Source organism: Flagellimonas sp. CMM7, assembly GCF_021390195.1.
GTDB lineage: Bacteria > Bacteroidota > Bacteroidia > Flavobacteriales > Flavobacteriaceae > Flagellimonas.
Genome location: NZ_CP090003.1, coordinates 496,731 through 517,421 on the forward strand (window position 1 = coordinate 496,731; position 20,691 = coordinate 517,421).

The following is a 20,691-nucleotide window of genomic DNA, read 5'->3' on the forward strand; positions in this document are numbered from 1 at the left end:
ATATTAAATTACCTCAGCTTATTTTTTAAAACCATTAGGTCAACATTTGTTTCTGACCAGTGTTTTAACAAATCTTCTGGTGTTGGTGAAAAAGTATACGTTAGTGAACTTAAGACAATATCCTCATCTCCATCATCATCGATATCCTCAGCATCCATCAAAAACCATCGTCCCGCATCCGGATTTTTTAAGATCTTGGTTTTAAAATCAAATTTTTTAGAGTTTATGTTTTCAAGGTATACAAAGGATGCTTGTGGAGCTCTTTCATAATCTGGAAAGGAGCCGATCAATCCAAAATCCATATCCCCATCTTGATCAAAGTCGGCCGCTGCCAGACGCGTTGCTCCGTTCAGGGCATAGAAATAAGATTCCTCGTAATTACCCTTTCCATCATTAAGATGAATTCGCATACCATGATACGGTTTTTGCACATATGATTTGTCTGCATTGTCCCCATTTACCGTTACAATATCTATAAAACCATCATTGTTGTAATCAATAAGTTCAAACCAGCTACTCCCATATACAGGGCTAAATTTCAATATATTTTTTGCCTCAAACTCAAATCCTCTCTTTTGGTATAAAATCGTAATTCCTTCTCTACCTTGTGAGGTTAGAACAACCAAATCAAGCATACCATCATGATTCATATCCTTAGCGACAGTTCTAATACAGCCCGATTGATTTAAAAGTACAGTTTTTTCAAAATTGGACTTATCATTCTCCACTAACATAGATAATCTCCCTGTTTCATTTCCAAATTCACTGATCACCAACTCATTTTTTCCATCATTGTTTAAGTCTTGAACAAGGGTATGTACAGGGCGATGGAATTTTTCGAATATTTTTTGAGTATTCTTTTTTCTTATTTTACTAATGACTCCCTGTTCTAATTCTGAAGGGGCAAACAACCCAATTTCCGTTACGTAGCTGATGGTGTCCCCTTGGTTAAACCATGTAATTGGTGTTTCTCCCTGAAATTCAATGTTTACTTCCTTACTCTCGAAATCATAAGTACCCAACTCTCCTGAAACAGTTCCAAAATATAGTTTCGAAATATCACGGCTATAATCCAAATATGTAATGGCAGAACCATTTTTGTAATCGAGCGCTATGGGAATCTGCTCAAAACTCTCCAATTGCTCCATTTTTGGAATTTGGTTTACTTCCAGCTTATCTGGTGCCGTAGAAAGAATAAATTGTTCAAGTAATAAAACGTCGTTTACACTGATCTTAGGTTTAAAATCAGTTGTTTCGGATTTAAATGGCCCCTGATACTTATCCTTATTTATATTCTCAATTTCCATACGAGAAAACATATCTGGAAGAATTGAATTTTTCCAAATAGTCTTCGGTAATTCATTAATTTTTGGGGCAACATGACAAGTTGCACAATGTTTGTTATACACTGCTATTTCTTTTTCATGTTTTTCTGTCTTACAAGAACTTAAAACCAATAAGAACAACCAAGCAAGAATAACATACAAGAATGAACTCGGGATGGTTTCATATTTTAATATTGTCATGTTGAGAAGTAAAATGTATAATTCCAAATATAGTTATTTGGCCTTATACAGTTTAACCGTAGAAGTTATTTACAGTTAATCTGAAAATTTACAAGTAGATAATGATAAAATAGGAGAAGAATAAAGTAGAAGATTTAGTATCCGGCATAGAAGCCTGGAAGTACTAAACCAATATTCTCCACTCTTCATATTAACACACACTCTAAATTGTAACAAAATGCCAAATTTACTTTTGTGCTTTTTAATAAATGATTTTTGCATTTATGTAATCAATTGAGCCAAATCCAATACATTAAATACAAATAATCAGCCTGAGCAGACAAATCCTCAACGTTATCACCATGCTGCTTAAATACATGCATACTCCGAGACTCAACCAGCACTTTATTCTTACCTTTCAAAACCCGAAAGCGATATTTTGAATTCAAAACTGTATGATAGATAGGCTATATACATAATTCTTAGGCTTTCCGTGTTTTTGGGATACGCCAAAATTATAAAACGTTGTCAAGCTATGGAGGGCAGACATTCATCTGAGGTGGAAGTTTTACAGTATCGCAATACACTGTCAGCACAAAATAGTTATGTAAGTGGGGGGCTCCTAAATGGAAAGCACCGATAGCTATTTGATAAGATCTACAACAAAAATAAAAAATTACTCAGTGATTCTGAAGTTTGGTTTTAGTACCGAATTCAAGCAACATAAAGACCTCTAACCTTACATTTTTACTTCTTAAAAATTTCATAATTGTTATCCCTGAATTGTTATCCCTGAATTGTTATCACTTTGTGAATATTTCATGATAGCTAAAAGCTTGCTTTGTCAAATAATCTAAAAATAAAAAAATGAGGAAATTAAATTTATTATTTATGGCTGTCTTGTCGCTAACTGTGTTTCTCACAAGTTGTGAAGACGGTGAAGACGGAATTGATGGCATTAATGGTGCCGATGGTGCCGATGGTGTTAGTCCAATGATGGTAGATGCAGCAGCGTTATTATTGGGTAGTATAGAGACTGATGGAGGAATCCCTTATGATGCAAATAATCCTGTGCTTACTTTTACAACTGAGCAGAATGTATTTATCCCAAGCGTTTTGGGTATCGATTATCGTACGGATAGATCGGTAGTTCCAGCCGGTCCTACAGCAAGATTTCCAATGTTTCAAGGTTGGGAAATAGTGAATGGAGCACCAAGAGAACTTTACTATGTAATTACTGAAGCTTCAGACAGAGGCTTGGCAAGACTGTTAGGAGTTATTTATGCACCTAGAATGGCAGACGCAATAGGATCTGGAGGTGAGTCAAACTCGCAATGGTCAGACGATGGCAGACTTGTTTTTGAAGGTACTATTGATTTTTCTCCTACAAGGGATTTGACTGCAGGTGGAGCTGATGGTCAATTATTGGGATTCCCTCCTGCAGCAGTTACTCCTGGTGCCAAGGCAGATGAAAATTGGTCATCTTATGTTGTATTGCCAGGTACAGATGTTGTAATTAATGCACAACCTGTGGCAAACAGTACAGGTATCCATGATAGAATTCCTAATCCAAATGGGAATACACAGGCTGATGAAGATGATTTAAATAATCCAAATTTAGCTATTGATCAAGCTTCTGTTGTAATGCAGCTTTTAGACGGGTGGCAAGATGGTAAACCATACTATTTTCATATTGTAACTGATACTTCTGATCCAGGACCAGCTACAATTGAGTTAGGAGTATATGCACCAAAATTAGCAAAACTACCAACATTTGGTCTATTCCCAGGAGGTTCAATGTTGCCTTTTAGCCCTACGGCTAATGGTAGAACTTTTGATAATGGCGATGGTTTTGGAGTACAAGGCTTAAATTCAGCATCTTTAAGTGAAAGACAAGTGCAAGATCCAACAAACACCTTCCCAATAGATCCTAGAGATCCTGATTATGCACCAATGTGGGATGCACATATTACAGAATTTACTGTACCTGAGGCAGACCGACCTATCCTAACAAGTTTTGATCAAATAAATGAGCTTTTGGCGGATGGAACCTTGATTCCTTTTAGAGGAAATGCAAATACAAGCCCTTTAGCTAACTCATTATCTGATTTGTTAACTGCCACCGGAGCAATCATTAACTGTCCTGTCATTACACAACCAGAAGCCAGTGTAATAGGAACACAAATTGGAATACCGCGTAATTAATACCGCTACCGGTAGTGTATAAAGTTTAAGTCGTTTGTTTTTTTGTAAAGGGTCAGTTTAGATAAATCGTTGACTGGCCCTTTTTTAAAATACAACTTTTAATTTTTCAATGCGAATGAGACATAAAATTGCATACTCATTGAATATTTTAATTTGTTATGAACTGATCTTGAGTTTATATTTTCGCCTACCAATTTCTAGTTTTACATCCTTATTTTTGTTTTATGGGCAAAGACAATTTCTCAACCTTGCCCTACCAAGTCCCTTTAGCTCCATGCAGTGATACCAAAACCCATTCGCCCGTTAAAATATTATAGCGTATCTGAGTTTTCGTTTAGCAATCTCTTCATTATCTTAGTCGCTGGTAATGTAGAGTCTGTTGCTGGACAATATTTCAAAGGAATCTAGTTCGATGTTAAGTTTTTTATGTTTTTTTTGAAACCAGTTCAACATAATTCGACATTCCATCCTTTATACATAAAGTTTATGCACAACCAACGAATCCACCACCCATCATTCTGGATTGGATGACCGTTTCTTTATCTCTTGAATAGTCCACAGAAAATTAAGCTCTTCTCAACTCACCTGTTAATCAGAGGGTCCTTGGTTCGAGCTCAAGAGGGGGAGCAAAATGGAAGGCCTTTCGAAAAATCGAGAGGCTTTTCTTTTTTGGCAGGAGTGAAATAAGGATGAAACAAAAATTCTTTGCATATATCTTCTTATCTTCATAATCGGCTCTCATGCGGTCATGAAATCGTTCTTTAAAAATACGATTATTTTGCTTTTCCAACGAATCGATAAAGTGGTTTTCGATTTACATCGAACAGGCAGGTCATAGAAAATCAGAAAAGTGCCATATTGGCTTGTTTTAGTCTTGGAACTTGGAAATGCCCATATCACAATGGAAGGGATTTAATGGAGGTTCTAGGCATAATGAGTTTCAATAATGTCATGGCTGCTAATTAGAAGATTGCAGTAGCTAATAAATAACAAAAGAAAGAAAGTCAAAGAGTTCAAAATACCATTGGTTTAGTTCATGAATGCTGAGGGTAAACAAATTGTTGATGCCGCTTCCGCAAGGATTTGACAGCAAAGTGATACAAACATTAAAGTATTGATGGTTTAGATGAAGAATTGTCCATTTCTTACGAAAATGTATTGTTTTAATCCAAGCCAATGTTGAACATCAATTGTGAATAAGGCAACAAAAAAGCATGAAACTATATCCGTTCAAATTTCCACCTCTATTCCTGTATAGAATTTGGGGAGGTGAAAAACTAAAAACAGTCCTTAACAAAGATTATGTTGAAAATAGCATTGGTGAGTCCTGGGAGTTATCTACAATACCAAATAATGAAACTCAAGTTGTACATGGAAATTTAAAGGGGAAGACAATAAATGAATTAATCGGAAAATACAAACGTGAAGGTACTATAGCAGATGTAAGTTGTGGTAGTTGGTGGACAGGGCCGTATGATGATGAAGGTATTCCTGTGGCAACCAGCATGGACGGTGCGCCAAAAGGGTGTTTTGTTTTTGAATTTTCGGGAGCAGATTACAAATACGTGTTTATACCAGAAAAGCATCCTGAAGATTATCAGATTAGAATTAATTTGACTTCAAAAAGAAGAGGTACAGTATATTATAGCAAACTGATTTATTGGAAAACCTCACGAAAATGTAATGATGTTCATTGATAATGAACCATCTATTCTTATGGAAAATTATGCAGGGTTTGACCCCTTTATGGCACGTTCCTTAAAAGATAGCAAGAATAAAGACGATTGGACTCCAAGACTATCTGAAACCAATCATTTATGGAGAATTCAGTTGCCTAAAGATATGGCCAAAGGCATGCATAAAATTGAAATTACCGCTGAAACAGATTCAGGGAAACAATATAAAGGCTATAAAATATTTGAAATTGAATAAATACAACAACATACCACTAAAAAATACTATTACAATGAAACGAACAAAGATGGTTTTTACGCTAACGTTATTATTCATCGCAAACTTGATGAATGCGCAAGGTTTTGAAAACTTTGTGAGTGTTGATGGCAATAAACTAATGGACGGTAAAAATGAATACCGTTTCATCTCTTTTAACGTGCCCACACTTAATTTTCAAGAAGATGAAATGAACTATAAGGAAACCAATCCTTATGGGTTGCCCACAGAATTTGAAATGCGAGATGTGTTTGCTACCGTAAAGGAAATGGGCGGACAGGTGATTCGTATTTACACCATTCCGGTAAGAAATACGGGGTTTCCTAAAAATGCACCAACCTATGTGGAAGGTCCAGGGCAGTTTAATGAAGAGGCTTTTAAGGTTACAGATAAAATGTTGCAATTGGCAAACGAGTATAATGTACGCATCATTTTTTCATTGTTGAACAACAGACAGTGGATGGGTGGTCGCCCAAACTATGCAGCCTTTAGAGGAAAGACTGCTGATGATTTTTGGACAGACCCACAACTTATTGAAGATTTTAAGGCGACTTTGGATTTTGTCATCAACAGAAAAAACACCTACACAGGTGTAAAGTACAAAGATGATAAATCTATTTTATGTTGGGAAACAGGTAACGAATTAACAAGCCCGATAGACTGGACAGTCAATATCACCAGATACATAAAAAGTTTGGATAAAAACCATTTGGTTATGGACGGTTGGTATAGTGACGATTTAGACTTTCCGTTTGTGCGAGAAGCTTCGTTAAACGAGTGGTCAATAGATATGGTGTCTTCGCATCATTATGAACGCAATGCGATAGACGTTCCAAAAAACATCAAGAAGAATATAGAACTGATCAATAAAAGAAAGCCTTATTTGGTAGGCGAATTTGGATTTATAAGCACCTCAGGAACCCAATCGGTTTTGGACTATGTGATCAATAATAAAAATGTTTCTGGTGCCTTGATTTGGAGTTTACGTCATCATAGAAAAGATGGTGGTTTCTATTGGCACTCCGAGCCATTGGGAGCAGGGGTGTTTAAAGCCTACCATTGGCCCGGTTTTGCTTCAGGAGAAAAATATGATGAAAGTAATTTGATGACCATGTACAGAAACAAGGCTTTTGAAATTCAAGGTAAAGAAACACCTGCTGTTTCTGCTCCATTGGCTCCAGAGTTGTTACCTATTAAAAATGTACATTCCATAAGTTGGCAAGGGGCTATGGGAGCAACGGGTTATAATGTATATCGTTCAACATCCAAAGATGGACCTTGGAAAATTGTAGGTTATAATATTTCTGATGCCGATGTGCCTTATTTTGCATTATTTCATGATAAAACCGCTGAATTGGGTAAATCTTACTATTACAGTGTTGCCGCTATGAATGGCTCTGGAACGTCTGAAAAATCGAATGTAGTAGGTCCTGTTGAAGTAAACGAACTGGCCAAAATCGATACCATGAAAAACCTTGGCTTTGTGGAAGATAGCAAAGCTGTAGTGCCTGTTGTTGGTGATGATAGGAATTTTAAGGAAATACGCAACCGACTATATGGTGATTATGGTTCAGAATTGACCTATAGCGTTCCTGGAAAGTTAGAGGAATTTAAATTATTTGCATTTGAGAAAAAACGTTTTAGATATTTAGCCATTCATGGCTCAAATGATGGTGAAACCTGGGTGGATCTAGATATTTTTCCAGACAGCTTCACGAATAGGGATTCAAGCTATGGCTATTGGAAACCAAAGATTTATAGCTATTCAGGCGATAAAGATTACAAGTACATCAAGATAGTGTTTAAAGGTGGTATAGCACAATTGGCAAGAGTGGAAATTACTTATAAATAGAGTTTCAACGAGTTACTTAATACACTGATCTAAAAAGTTAAAAGAAACCAAAAAAGTTAACCAATGAACATTAACATTCTTACATATAGCCTAATCATTCTAATACTGATTTCTGTATTAACATCGTGTTCAACCTATAAAAAACAATTTGTTACAGTTGAAGAAGGGGCATTTTCCTTAAAAAAGAAAGAGTATGTATTTGTAGGCTCAAATTATTGGCAAGGTATGAATTTAGGTGCGCCAAAATCTGGAGACCGCCAACGCTTGGTGCGGGAGCTAGATGAATTAAAGGCAATGGGAGTAACAAATTTACGAATCTTAGCTGCAAGTGAAGCCGATGAAAACATGAAATACTGTGTGCATCCGGCCCTCCAAACGGCACCAGGTGTATATAATGAAGATCTTTGGCTTGGCCTGGATTTTTTGCTTTCAGAAATGCAAAAGAGGGATATGAAAGCAGTTTTGGTTTTAGGAAATTTTTGGACCTGGAGCGGTGGTTTCCCCCAGTATTTAAAATGGGCTGGAGCAGGAGATATTCCCTATCCTCAAGAAGACGCCCATTCTTGGGATGATTTCACAAGCTATTCCAAACAGTTTTATTTAAATGAGGATGCCAAAAAAGCTATGCTCGACCATGTAAAAAAAGTAATCCAAAGAAAAAACACTATTACACGAAAAGCTTATAAAAAAGACCCAACAATAATGGCCTGGCAGTTGGCAAATGAACCAAGGGGTTATGATTTACCCGATCAGTTCATGAGTTGGATAAAAGAAACTTCTTCTTTGATTAAAAAAAAGGACAAACATCATTTAGTGTGTTTGGGGACCGAAGGAAATACTTATAAAGAAGGGAACGGAACCCGTGTTTTGGACAATAATGATTACAAAAACATCGACTACATAACAATGCACATCTGGGCACAAAATTGGAGTTGGTTTGACCCCACCCAAGATGAACAGGCATATCAAGAGGCTATTAAAAAAGTGGATGATTATTGGTCAACCCATGTAGAAGCAGCCAACTTGTTGAATAAACCCATAGTTTTGGAAGAATTCGGTATTGCCCGGGATAACTCGTCGTACCTACCAACGGAAACAACTTCTTGGAGGGATCGGTTTTATTCGTATTTATTTTCAAAAGTTACGAATTCAATTAAAAATGGAGATAAAGTCAAAGGATTAAACTTTTGGACATACTCCGGTGAAGGCAGACCAGTTAGACCCGGAGAATTTTGGAGAAAAGGTGATTCTTTTTTAAGTGATCCCGCCCATGAATTGCAGGGATGGTATGGCGTTTATAATACTGATACATCCACAATTGAAGTGGTAAAGAGTTTTAGCGAAAAAATCAAGGAAAATTAGATCGTTCCAATCGAATGAAAACGCTTTGCTCCTATAGATGAATTATTTTTTGAAATTCGTTAAGAGCAAATAATATTCAATATTGCCTCTAAATACTGTAGATTTTTAATTACATTTTATAACAAGTAACCTAATATCATATTAAATAATGACCATACTATCAGTTGTTTTTTGTGTACTCGTTCTTATCCTTTTAATTACCTGGGGTAAGATTAATCCTTTTTTAGCATTTCTTATTGTATCCATTTTGGCAGGAATTCTTTTAGGTATTCCGTTAGGAAATATTTCCAAATCGCTTGAAGTAGGCATCGGTGGCATGTTAGGTTCGTTAGCCGTTATTATCTGTTTAGGAGCCATGTTCGGCAAATTAATATCAGATAGTGGTGCCGCTAAAAAAATCACCGAAGTTTTAATGAATGCCTTTGGCGAAAAATACATTCAATGGGCGTTGCTTATTACTGGTTTTATTGTAGGAATCCCACTATTTTATAATGTTGGCTTTGTGCTTTTGGTACCGCTGATTTTTTCAGTAGTGTATCAAAATAAATTACCAGCGGTTTATATCGGTATTCCAATGTTAGCGGCCTTATCTGTAACCCATGGGTTTTTACCACCTCATCCCTCGCCCACAGCTTTGGTTAATCTTTTTGATGCCAATTTAAGTACAACTCTTATCTACGGATTTATAGTTTCTATTCCCTGTATGGTAATTGCGGGACCGCTTTTTGCAAAAACGTTGAAAAAAATTGAAGCAAAGCCTTTAGATATTTTCATTCCTAAGGATGACCCAAATAGAGAATTACCGAGTGGTATCAATTGTTTCTTAACAGCCTTATTGCCTGTTTTTTTATTGGCAGGTTCGTCACTAGCACCTTATTTATCGTTTGGAAACCCTTTCCTTGAAGGCCTTTTTGCATTTTTGGCAGACCCTGTTGTTGTAATGATTATTTCATTATTGATTGCTACATACACCCTTGGTCTCAGACAAAAAATGAAAATAAAAACCATTATGGATGGTTACGGTGATGCTGTAAAAGACATCGCCATGATTCTTTTAATTGTAGCAGGAGCCGGTGCTCTTAAACAAGTATTTATTGATAGTGGCGTGAGTAACGATATCGCCAATTTATTGGGTGGCTGGGACGTAAACCCGTTACTGTTAGGGTTTATAATGGCAACTATTATTAGGGTGTGCTTAGGCTCTGCAACCGTTGCAGGCTTAACCACAGCAGGTATTATTGCCCCATTAATTGCCGTTACAGGTGCTAACTCAAACTTGATGGTGCTTGCCATTGGAGCAGGAAGTTTAATGTTTTCGCACGTAAACGATTCTGGTTTTTGGATGTACAAAGAGTATTTTAACTTAAGTTTAAAAGACACTTTTAAATCGTGGACCGTTATGGAAACCATCGTTGGTGTGGTAGGTATCATGATGGTTTTATTATTAGACGTATTTATCTAAAAACAGTTTACAATGCATCATAAACCTTATTTAATGGAACAAACCATGAGATGGTATGGATCAAACGACCCTGTAAGTTTAAAAGACATCAAACAAGCAGGTTGTACGGGTATTGTAACCGCTTTGCACCACATACCTAATGGTGACATTTGGACAAAAGAAGCCATTTTAGAAAGAAAACAGGTTATAGAAGCAGTTGGTATAACTTGGTCTGTAGTAGAAAGTGTTCCTGTGCATGAAAATATAAAAACGCAAACGGGTAATTATAAAACCTATATAGAAAACTATAAACAATCGTTACAGAATTTAGCAGATTCTGGCGTTTTTAATGTTACTTATAATTTTATGCCTGTTTTAGATTGGACGCGAACAGATTTAAAATTTGAATTTCGTGATGGGTCTTTAGCATTGCGCTTCGACCTCATAGCTTTAATCACTTTTGATGTTTATATTTTGAAACGCCCAAATGCTGAAAAAGACTATTCTGAAAAACAACTAAGTATTGCCAAAACATATTTTGATGGTTTATCAGATGATGAAAAGCTTACGTTACAAAAAAACATCATTGCAGGATTGCCAGGTAGTGAAGAAAGTTTTACACTTCAGCAATTCCAAAAACATTTAGACACATACCAAGATATTGATGCCAATACCTTACGAAAAAATCTTATTTTCTTTTTAAATGAAATATGCCCTGTAGCAGATAAAGCAGGATTAATACTATCAATTCATCCAGATGACCCACCATTTGGTATTTTAGGATTACCACGTGTGGTAAGCACCCAAAGTGATTTTGATGCTATATTTACAGCAGTTCCGAATACATCCAATGGACTGTGTTTTTGTACAGGTTCGTTGGGGGCCAGAGCAGATAATGAACTACTTTCCATTTTAAGTGCTTTTTCCGAGAGAGTGAATTTTTTACACCTAAGAAATGTAAAACGGGATACTGAAACCAGTTTTTACGAATCTGACCATTTAGATGGCGATATACCTATGGTTGAAGTCGTTCGTAAAATCGCTGAAATTTCAAAAGAAAGACAAGTAAGCATTCCTGTACGTCCAGACCACGGACATCAAATGCTAGACGATTTAAGCAAAACCACCAACCCAGGCTATTCAGCTATTGGAAGGCTAAGAGGAATTGCTGAACTGCGAGGTTTGGAATTGGGTATTGCAAGCACACTTTAAAAATCTACAAACGATATGTGTAAAACAAATTGTATAAAACTGGCGATTTTAGCATTACTTATCTATTTTATTAGCTGTAAAAATGCTTCCGAAGAAAAGTCACTACAACCCAACGTGCTCATCATTCAAGTAGATGACATGGGATACGATGATTTATCCTTACATGGAAATCCTCATTTAGAAACACCAAACCTTGATATGCTAGGAAATGAATCCGTTCAATTTGAACAATTCCACTTGCAAAATGTTTGTGCACCTTCAAGAGCAGCTTTATTAACAGGGCGAAACTATTTAAGAACAGGTGTAACATCGGTACATGCAGGTCGTGATTTTATGAATTTAGACGAAACCACCATAGCTGAAATATTTCAAAATAATGGCTATAATACAGGTATGTGGGGCAAATGGCGTTCTGGAAAAACAGATGGCTATTTTCCTTGGGACAGAGGTTTTGATGAAGCTTATTACGCCTGTCTTTACAATTACTGGAACAACACAGGTTTATTAAACGGAAAGCACACACGAACTGAAGGGTTTACAACTGATGCGCTTACAGATATGGCTATCGATTTTGTAACAAGAGAAAGAAACAAGCCTTTCTTTGCTTATATGTCTCATTTGGCGCCACATAATCCATGGCGTGCTCCAGAATCTTACATTAAAAAATATGAAGACAAAGGATTATCAAAACCCATGGCAACACTTTATGGCATGATTGATAACCTAGACCATAATATTGGTAGATTATTAAATACTTTGGATAAAAAAGGGTTAACAGATAACACCATTATAGTCTTTATGAGCGATAATGGCCCTTGGATAAGAAGTTACCGATTTGGATTGACCGATAAGGAATGGCAACTACGAAACCCATCAGGATTTCGAGGAAATAAAGGCGAAAATTGGCAAAATGGGATAAAATCGACGCTTTTTATAAAGTGGAAAAACCAATTGAATCCACAAAAAATGAATCACCTCACAAAGATTGAAGATATCTTGCCTTCATTGGCAGGTATGTGCTAATTAGAATTACCCGAATCATTGGCACTAGATGGTACTAATATTTCACCCATATTTGATGGTGAAGACGTTACTGAAAATCTGATATTTTTTGCAAATCATAGCCCCAAAGGCACTTCAACAGAAAACATCTCAGATGCTATGGTAACCGCAAGTACGCCATTGACAAAAGATTTTAAAGCGACCTTCCATTTTAAAGACCAAGGTTTGGCTATCCGCAAAGGCGATTTCAAATACATTCAAAACCAAGGACGTGTTAGACAAGGGCTTTACAATGTTATTAACGACCCAAAAGAACTACATAATTTAATCGACAGTTTACCTGAAAAAACAACAAATTTACAAAATGAATTAAAGGCATGGTATCAAGGTATTCTTCAAGCTAATTCGTTTAACATGCCAGAACTTCAAATAGGGTTTAAGGGTAGAACATTTACTCAAATTTATGGGGCATCACCCAGTTCTATTTCAAACAGTTTAGTCAACAAAAACCATAACTTACAAGGGTGGAATAAAGCATCAGATAGTGCTGTTTATAAAATTAAAGTACACACTCCAGGAAAATACAAGGTGTTTTTAGTCAATAAAATACCCGACCATAACGAAGTACAATTTTCGGTTTCAACAGAAAAAAACAGTATTTCTAATGCATTAACAGATAGTGGCAATAGAAACTTTGAAACGCTTTTAGAAGGCGAAAGTGCATATTGGCAAGACTTTGACAAGCCTGAAACTTTTAAAAAGGACATCATTAAATCTGAAATTGGCGTGCTACAATTGACTGAATCTGATAGTCTTTTATATGTAAGTCCGAAACAAATTCAACAGAATACACATCAAGAACGACAGCTTATTGCGATACAGCTTTATAGGATGGAATAAGTTTACTTGAACAAAAAACTTTATAGAGGTCAGTAGCTAGTTACTTATAATTTGGTTCTGATATATTTTGTCTTCATTGACCATTTTTGTGATAAGGTTGTTGCCAAGACCGTACGGACACGACAGGCTCATTTTACCGCGTCGATGATAGCCTTTGCCAAACTCGTGCTGTTGAAAATAAGGAACAACAAAAACCATTACGCCAGGAAAAGTCAAATTTGGCTGGCCACCACTAAAAACAGCATGGGAAGAATTAGATAGGTTATCAACACCTAAAATCAATTTCAACATAATTGCTGCGCAACATCAGTTAGGTATTTATATACTGACCTCTAAAAAGTTTTATAAATTGATATATTTCGTCAAGTAAATTATTCAATTAAAAATTTATAGATGCATACCGAATAATATTCCTCACCGGGATCTAGCCGTGTGGAAGGAAAGTCAGGTTTGTTTGGACTATCAGGGAAGTGCTGGGTTTCTAAGCAGAAAGCCGAACGATAATTGTAAGTTTTGTTTTTTTTACCTATGATAGAGCCATCCAAAAAGTTGCCTCCGTAAAACTGCAAGCCGGGTTCGTTGGTAAACACCTCCATTGTGCGACCAGAAACCGGTTCCTTAACTCTTGCGGCCAATGTAAGTTCTTCATTACTTTGATCTAGTACAAAATTGTGGTCATAACCATAACCGTATGTCATTTGTTCATTTTCCTCATTGACCAGTGCTCCAATGGCAATGGCTTTTCTAAAATCAAAAGGTGTGCCTTCAACACTCGCAAGCTCTCCTGTAGGTATTAAGCCATCATCAATTGGAGTATAGCGGGAAGCATTGATTTGAAGTAGGTGGTCATTAATTGTGCCATTTCCTGCTCCATGAAAGTTAAAAAAAGAATGATGTGTTAGGTTAACGACTGTAGGTGCATCGGTAGTGGCCCAGTATTCTATTTTAAGCTCATTTTTATTAGTAAGTTGATACTGTACTTTTATCTGCAAATTTCCTGGATAACCTTCTTCCATATCTTTAGATAGGTAATATAATTCAAGGTTTTGATCATCAATTTGATTGGCATCCCAAATTATGGCATCATAGCCGATATTACCGCCATGTAAATGATTAATTCCGTTATTGGTTGCAAGTTTATATTCTAAGCTATCGAGCGTAAATTTTCCTGCCCCAATTCTATTACCATAACGACCTATTAAGGCTCCGAAATACTTTTCTTTAGCAGTTAAAAAACCATCAATATCAGGATAGCCCAAAACTATGTCATCATAATTTCCTACCTTATCAGCTACCCAAAGAGACACTACCTTACCACCAAAATTAGTTATTTCTGTTATGGTTCCTTTACTGTTTTTCAAAGTGAAAAGGTTAATTTCTTTACCCTTAAGCGTTTTGGAGAAGTTTGTTTTATCCAACAAGGTAGGTTGCCTAAGATCTGTTTTTTGTTTACAACACATAATCCCGGTTAAGATTACGATACTTATTAAAATTCTTAACATAATTTTTATTATTAGAATCGGTTAAAGAAAAATTTATCGGATTATTTTGCTTTATACAAGCTAAAAACTCTTTAAGCATAATAAATACTTTAAGAATGATTGATTCCATAAATTACTATTGCACTTTTGTTTGTTTTCAAAACCATTTTTCGAATCAATAGTTATTTAAAAGGCAACCGTTAAGGGGTTCTAGTGTTATACTAAGCACGTTTCCCTGCTCCTTGCTAGTTTTATTTGCTCCGTTCATTGCTTTAATGATAAACTTTATTTTTTCTAAAGTTCCTTTCTGGTAGTGCCCTTAATCTTTCGGCGGCTTGTTCTGCGGTAATATCCCTTTGAGGGTTTGCGAACATTTCATAACCAACCATAAATTTCTTTATTGTGGCAGATCTTAATAAAGGAGGATAAAAAGACATATGAAAATGCCACTCATGATGTGCGGAGCCATTTGTCGGCTGCTGATGAATACCCATTGAATATGGAAATGAGGTCTCAAAAAGATTATCGAGTTTTGTAGTCACAAATTTTATCATCTTGGCAAAACTGGTTTTTTCATGAGCGTTGATCTTACCAATGTGCTGTAAATGTCTTTTTGGAGCTATCATTACTTCATAGGGCCATATGGCCCAATATGGGACCAAAGCAACAAAATATTCATCTTCAAATATGATACGCTCTCCATTTTTTATTTCTTGTTTCAAATAATCCCCAATAAGGCTTTGTTTGTTCTTGTTCCAATAGTTCAATTGTTGTGATGATTTTTTTTGAACTTCCTTAGGAACTGAGTGCTGTGCCCAAATTTGACCATGCGGATGTGGGTTGCTGCAACCCATTATAGCTCCTTTATTTTCGAATATTTGTACATGATTAATTTCTTTTCTGTCACCTAATTCTTGATATTCGTTCTGCCAAATAGAAATTAATTGCGCTATCTTATCTATCTGCATTAATGGTAGGGTTAACGAATGGTTAGGAGAAAAACAAACCACTCTACAAATACCGCTTTCGCCTTTGGCTTTTAAAAGACCATCAACAACCTCAGTATTGGGTGTATCTTCAAGTAGCGCGGAATAGTCGTTGACAAAAGTGTATACCGAATCGTATTTTGGATTTGTAACACCACTGGCCCTTGTATTGCCAGGGCACAAATAACATTTAGCATCATAAGTAGGTTGGTTTTCTAAAGCAATCTTCTCTTGCTTTCCTTGCCATGGTCTTTTGGTTCGATGTGGAGATACCAATACCCACTCCCCTGTCAAAATATTATATCTTTTATGCGGATGCTCGTTTAGATTCATTATTCCATTTTCATAATTGATGTTCCTTTACTTGGTACTGTTTGAAAGTAGGATAGTTTAATGTTGAACTCCTCCTCATAAGCAACGGACAGTTGCCTTACAAAGGCATCTATTTTATCATTATGAATAATGTTTATTGTGCATCCTCCAAATCCTCCGCCCATCATACGTGCTCCCAAAACATCATTTTCATCTTTCGAAAAATTCACTAAAAAGTCTAGTTCCGGACAACTTACATCGTACTTTGTACTAAGTCCTTCATGAGTTTGGTACATTAATCTTCCTAACTGGGTCAAATCATTTTTGTTCAATGCTTCAACCGCCTGTAGAACCCTTGCGTTCTCCTCGACCACATATGAACACCTATTGTATAAAGTTTTTCCAAGAAGTTTTTTAGAAGCATCAAGCATGTCCATGGTCACATTTCTAAATGATTTTTCGATGCCCAACTTCTTATGAACAATGGCTAGTCCATCTTCACATTGTTTTCTTCTTACATTGTATTCTCCCGTAGCTAGGTTATGCGATACATTAGTGTTGATTAAGAGTAATCTATACGGTTCAATTTGGACAGGAATATATTTAAAACCCAATGACGTACAATCTAAAAACATCAAATGACGCTCTTTTCCCATAACTGATGCAAATTGATCCATAATACCGCATTTGGTACCTACAAAATTGTGCTCGGCGCGTTGGCTTAGTTTAATCAATTGCCACTTATCCAATCCTAAATTGAATAGTTCATTAAGTCCAAAAGCCAATCCACACTCCAAAGCGGCAGAAGAGCTCACCCCAGAACCAACAGGAACTTTACTTTCAATCTCACAGTCAAACCCCTTTAAATTATCACTTATCTGACTAATTTCACTAAGAACGCCCAGTACATAATTATGCCAACCTTCAGTACCTTGACCCAAGGCATTAAGATTAGCTACTAAAATACTATCGAAACCACGACTTTTAATTGTGCAACGATTATTTGAGCCATTTGCCTTTAAAGAGAGGTAAATACATTTATCTATTGCAGCGGGCAAAACAAAACCGTCATTATAATCAACATGTTCTCCCAGCAAATTTATCCTACCTGGTGAAGCAACTTTTATTTCTTTTTCCATTTTCATTTTATAAATCTTCATGCTGCTCAATCACAACAAAATCATAATAACAAATCATCTTCTTGAAAATCAGTAACTAAAAACAGTTTTATTCTTAGCTAATTTTTGAAGCCTGCTATTGCCTTATGCGCATTGATTACTTATGATTAGCCTTATTACTGTAATGTTATATTCTACGGTAGAGGATGGAACCTACCACTTTTGGGCTGTTTCCCATGAATGGATAACTTTATCATACAATTTATCCATTCATTTATTGAGGCTTAGGAAACACTTGAATACGATTAAATTCAACAAGCATTTTCGCTTTTAATTCTTCTACTTTTTCTGGATAATTTTCACTTAAGTCTTTGGTTTCCGAGCGGTCTGTCACCACATTGTACAGTTCAAATTTTGCCTCTTCATTGAAGCCATTTTCATCTATGGAATCGTCTTGTTTAGACACCAATTTCCAATCACCCACGCGTATGGCAGGGTGACGTTCATGTTCAAAAGTCAACAAGCGCTCTGGGTCTGTTTCTTTTGCCAGAGTTTTAAGCAGACTCACCCCTTCCATAAGAGTGATGTCATTACCATTATAAACTTTTGGATATTCTGCTTCGGCTACATCTACACAGGTCGCCATGATATCTACAAAATGGGTGTACCTGTCTGTAAACAATTGCTTTTCTTTTATCCTTTCCGGCCAGTGCATGATGAGCGGAGAGCTTATACCTGCTTCATGGGTAAACATTTTGTACATGGAAAAGGGAGTGTTGCCCACATTGGCCCAACCCGACCCGTAACTGAATAGGGGACCATCGGGTCCTCCCAATAATTCCAAACTATCTCCGGTGTGCAATACATTGGGGAATCCTGGGGTATAGCCCCCTACCCTGGCATCATAGTCTGGATATTCAAACCCAAAAGAGTCCCATTCACCACAAGAACCATTGTCGCTCATAAAAAGAATCAGGGTATTATCCAATTCACCATCTTTTCGAAGCTGTTCTATAACCCTACCGATGTTTTGGTCCATATTATCTATCATGCCAGCATAAACGGCCATTCTTCTGGCCAGGTCTTCCTGTCGGTCTTCGTCCAACTCGATCCAAGCAGGGTTGTGAAGGCCATCTCCCGGAACACCATGTTTTTGTCCTTCTTCAGGGATTATCATTGGGCTTCTAGGTGATAGCTCAGTATCTGCACTTATCACTCCCAGTTTCTTCATACGTTCCAATCGCTGCGTCCGAATGGAATCCCAACCTATTTTGTAGACTTCCTTATATTTTTCAATGTCCGCCGTAGGGGCCTGTAAGGGGAAGTGTGGTGCCTGATAAGCCAGATACATAAACCAGGGCTTTTCAGGAGTTTCTTTTCCAAGGTTCAAAAAATCCAGTGCATGGTCAGTAATGGCATTTGTAGCGAAAAACTCACCTTCCTTGTATTCACGTTTTTCCCTGCCTTCGGGCAAGCGCTCCATCCATTTTTCTTCCCAACTGTCCACGCCGTAGCTTTCCGTAAAACCATAAAATTCTTCAAATCCACGTTCGGTAGGTCCGGGCTTGCCAACATGCCATTTACCTGCGCTAAAGGTTCGGTAACCTGCTGGTTTCAATACTTCTGCCAAGGTCACGGTATTCGATTTTAATCTCCCCGCATAACCCGGCAATCCCTTATCCGCCCCCACAAAATCACCAATTCCTGATTGATGTGGAAAAAGACCCGTAAGCAAAGAAGCCCTACTAGGGCAACACCTTGCCGAATTATAGAGCTGCGTAAATTGAACTCCGTTATTGGCTAAACCATCTAAGTTGGGGGTCTGGATTTCTCCGCCATAGCTCCCTAAATCAGAGTAGCCTAAGTCGTCAGCGAGTATTATTAGAATGTTGGGTCTTTCCTTAACTACTGGTTTATGTTTTTTTTCAACGCACGAAAAACAAGATGTAAATAGCAAACAACTGATTACAAGATTTTTTTTATGGTTATACGATTGGGTTATTGATCTCATTGAGTAGTACTGTTGAATTGATTGGTGCTGTTTTTTAAGCTATAACCTTAAGGCAGCTTTTTTTTAGAATAGGCGCAAGTATTTAATTAAATGCGCCTATTTCCAAACTAAAAACTAAACTAATTATCATCTATAACCCGTCAAAGATCTAATCAAATCTATCTCTTTTGGGTCATAAGGGGTCCCATCTTTTCTCAAGATATCATGGTGCCATACTTTAGGCTCTTCGGTGAACTTTTCTTGCCATGATTTCCAAGGGTATATCGTATTGGTCTTACCCGCGACAAAGCCCCAGTTTATCGCTCCGATATTTTCTTCTTTAAGAATGGTCATCACCGTCTCGAAAGTATTGTTTTCTCCCCTGGCCATATATTCGGTACAAATAATAGGCCTTCCATATTTTTTTAGCTCTGTAATTTTCTTTCGAACCACATCCATATCCTTGTCATAGGTGTGAAAAGTAATGATGTCAGAGTTTTCGACCATAACCCTGTCAACGACAGGCAGTTTTTCTGGCGTGCCCCAATTGTTGATATCTCCCCACCATATTCCTATGGTTAGGGGCTGAGACGGATTCACTTCCCTGGCCCATTTAAAAGCATTTTTCACCAGCCTTAAACTGTACATTGGCTTAACATCTACTGGTAATTCCGTTTTGTTAACGGATCCACTACCATACCAATTGGTATTCTCTTGGGTTGGTTCATTATATAGATCCCATGCCACAATTCTATTATCGTTTTTGAAAGCTTTTAGCAAACCTTTTACATAGCCTTCCAACAAGGAATCCTTTGATGGGTCTTGAAGGTATTCTTTTCCCGGTGCCTGCAACCATCCAGAATTGTGCCTATGGGGCACTGGCTCCGGCTGTTTGCCAAGTTTTGGCTCAGGGTTCCATACATCGTCGAAGAGTACGAACATAATTTTAATATCATATTTGTCAGCAACTTCAAGAAATTGGTCTATCCTATCTATGAAATCACATGAATTTTGTTGCCATAAAAGATTATGAAGGTATACCCTATGAAGATTGAAACCCAAGTCTGCAGACCATTCCATTTCTCTATCAATAGTCTCTAAATCGAAGGTATCGGCCTGCCACATTTCTAACTGGTTAATTGCCGTACTAGGGTTAAAGTTAGCACCGGCAAACCAATCATGGCCATTATACCATTTGTTGGCCTTTTCCGCACTCCATTTGCCTTCATATATCTCTTGAGCAAAAGTGGTTTGAACTGCGAAAAAGACTATGATCAGTAAGTTAATTTTTATTTTAATATTCATGCTCCGGTAAAATTTATTTATTATTTGATTGCTAAAAATGACACCTAACGATAATCGTTCCTAGTATTCA

The 20,691-nt window shown here is 36.9% G+C and carries 15 protein-coding genes; 9 read left to right on the forward strand and 6 right to left on the reverse strand.

Annotated features, from left to right (window positions below; translation table 11 throughout):
* Nucleotides 1-8: 8 nt before the first annotated feature.
* Nucleotides 9-1,526 carry a VCBS repeat-containing protein gene (locus LV704_RS02360; protein ID WP_163423695.1) on the reverse strand — a complete coding sequence of 506 codons (1,518 nt, stop codon included), beginning with the start codon at nt 1,524-1,526 and terminating at the stop codon, nt 9-11.
* An 846-nt stretch (nt 1,527-2,372) separates the two neighbouring features.
* Between LV704_RS02360 and LV704_RS02365 the strand changes: the two genes are divergently transcribed.
* From LV704_RS02365 to LV704_RS02405, 9 genes are all read left to right on the forward strand, one after another.
* The gene (locus LV704_RS02365) at nt 2,373-3,710 is read left to right on the forward strand and encodes a hypothetical protein (protein ID WP_163423694.1); all 1,338 of its coding nucleotides are present in this window, start codon (nt 2,373-2,375) and stop codon (nt 3,708-3,710) included.
* A 1,214-nt stretch (nt 3,711-4,924) separates the two neighbouring features.
* Nucleotides 4,925-5,407: a calcineurin-like phosphoesterase C-terminal domain-containing protein gene (locus LV704_RS02370; RefSeq protein WP_163423693.1), complete on the forward strand. Its 483-nt coding sequence runs from the start codon at nt 4,925-4,927 to the stop codon at nt 5,405-5,407.
* The gene (locus LV704_RS02375) at nt 5,394-5,642 is read left to right on the forward strand and encodes a hypothetical protein (protein ID WP_163423692.1); all 249 of its coding nucleotides are present in this window, start codon (nt 5,394-5,396) and stop codon (nt 5,640-5,642) included. The genes LV704_RS02370 and LV704_RS02375 overlap by 14 nt, the downstream gene beginning before the upstream one ends.
* A gap of 34 nt (nt 5,643-5,676) precedes the next feature.
* A complete protein-coding gene (locus LV704_RS02380; RefSeq protein ID WP_163423691.1) occupies nt 5,677-7,512 on the forward strand; it encodes a cellulase family glycosylhydrolase in 1,836 nt (611 codons plus the stop codon).
* 63 nt (nt 7,513-7,575) lie between these two features.
* Complete coding sequence (locus LV704_RS02385; RefSeq protein ID WP_163423690.1) at nt 7,576-8,874, forward strand: cellulase family glycosylhydrolase; 1,299 nt, start codon at nt 7,576-7,578, stop codon at nt 8,872-8,874.
* Between the two features lie 148 nt (nt 8,875-9,022).
* Nucleotides 9,023-10,336: a gluconate:H+ symporter gene (locus tag LV704_RS02390; protein WP_163423689.1), complete on the forward strand. Its 1,314-nt coding sequence runs from the start codon at nt 9,023-9,025 to the stop codon at nt 10,334-10,336.
* Nucleotides 10,337-10,369: 33 nt separating this feature from the next.
* On the forward strand, nt 10,370-11,527 hold the full coding sequence (gene uxuA / locus LV704_RS02395; RefSeq protein WP_205597909.1) for a mannonate dehydratase: 1,158 nt from the start codon (nt 10,370-10,372) through the stop codon (nt 11,525-11,527).
* 15 nt (nt 11,528-11,542) lie between these two features.
* The gene (locus tag LV704_RS02400; RefSeq protein WP_163423687.1) at nt 11,543-12,550 is read left to right on the forward strand and encodes a sulfatase-like hydrolase/transferase; all 1,008 of its coding nucleotides are present in this window, start codon (nt 11,543-11,545) and stop codon (nt 12,548-12,550) included.
* 18 nt (nt 12,551-12,568) lie between these two features.
* Nucleotides 12,569-13,429, forward strand: a complete 861-nt coding sequence (locus tag LV704_RS02405; RefSeq protein WP_163423686.1) for a hypothetical protein — start codon at nt 12,569-12,571, stop codon at nt 13,427-13,429.
* Between the two features lie 371 nt (nt 13,430-13,800).
* Here LV704_RS02405 and LV704_RS02410 read toward each other — a convergent pair whose 3' ends face one another.
* From LV704_RS02410 to LV704_RS02430, 5 genes are all read right to left on the reverse strand, one after another.
* Nucleotides 13,801-14,931 carry an aldose epimerase family protein gene (locus LV704_RS02410; protein WP_163423684.1) on the reverse strand — a complete coding sequence of 377 codons (1,131 nt, stop codon included), beginning with the start codon at nt 14,929-14,931 and terminating at the stop codon, nt 13,801-13,803.
* Between the two features lie 251 nt (nt 14,932-15,182).
* On the reverse strand, nt 15,183-16,229 hold the full coding sequence (locus LV704_RS02415; RefSeq protein ID WP_163423683.1) for a UDP-glucose--hexose-1-phosphate uridylyltransferase: 1,047 nt from the start codon (nt 16,227-16,229) through the stop codon (nt 15,183-15,185).
* The gene (gene galK / locus LV704_RS02420) at nt 16,229-17,347 is read right to left on the reverse strand and encodes a galactokinase (protein ID WP_233782125.1); all 1,119 of its coding nucleotides are present in this window, start codon (nt 17,345-17,347) and stop codon (nt 16,229-16,231) included. Before galK ends, LV704_RS02415 begins: the two co-directional genes overlap by 1 nt.
* Before the next feature lie 253 nt (nt 17,348-17,600).
* Nucleotides 17,601-19,337 (reverse strand): arylsulfatase, encoded by a 1,737-nt coding sequence (locus tag LV704_RS02425; protein ID WP_163423681.1) that lies wholly within the window; start codon nt 19,335-19,337, stop codon nt 17,601-17,603.
* Nucleotides 19,338-19,463: 126 nt separating this feature from the next.
* Nucleotides 19,464-20,621, reverse strand: a complete 1,158-nt coding sequence (locus LV704_RS02430) for a cellulase family glycosylhydrolase (protein ID WP_163423680.1) — start codon at nt 20,619-20,621, stop codon at nt 19,464-19,466.
* Nucleotides 20,622-20,691 lie beyond the last annotated feature (70 nt).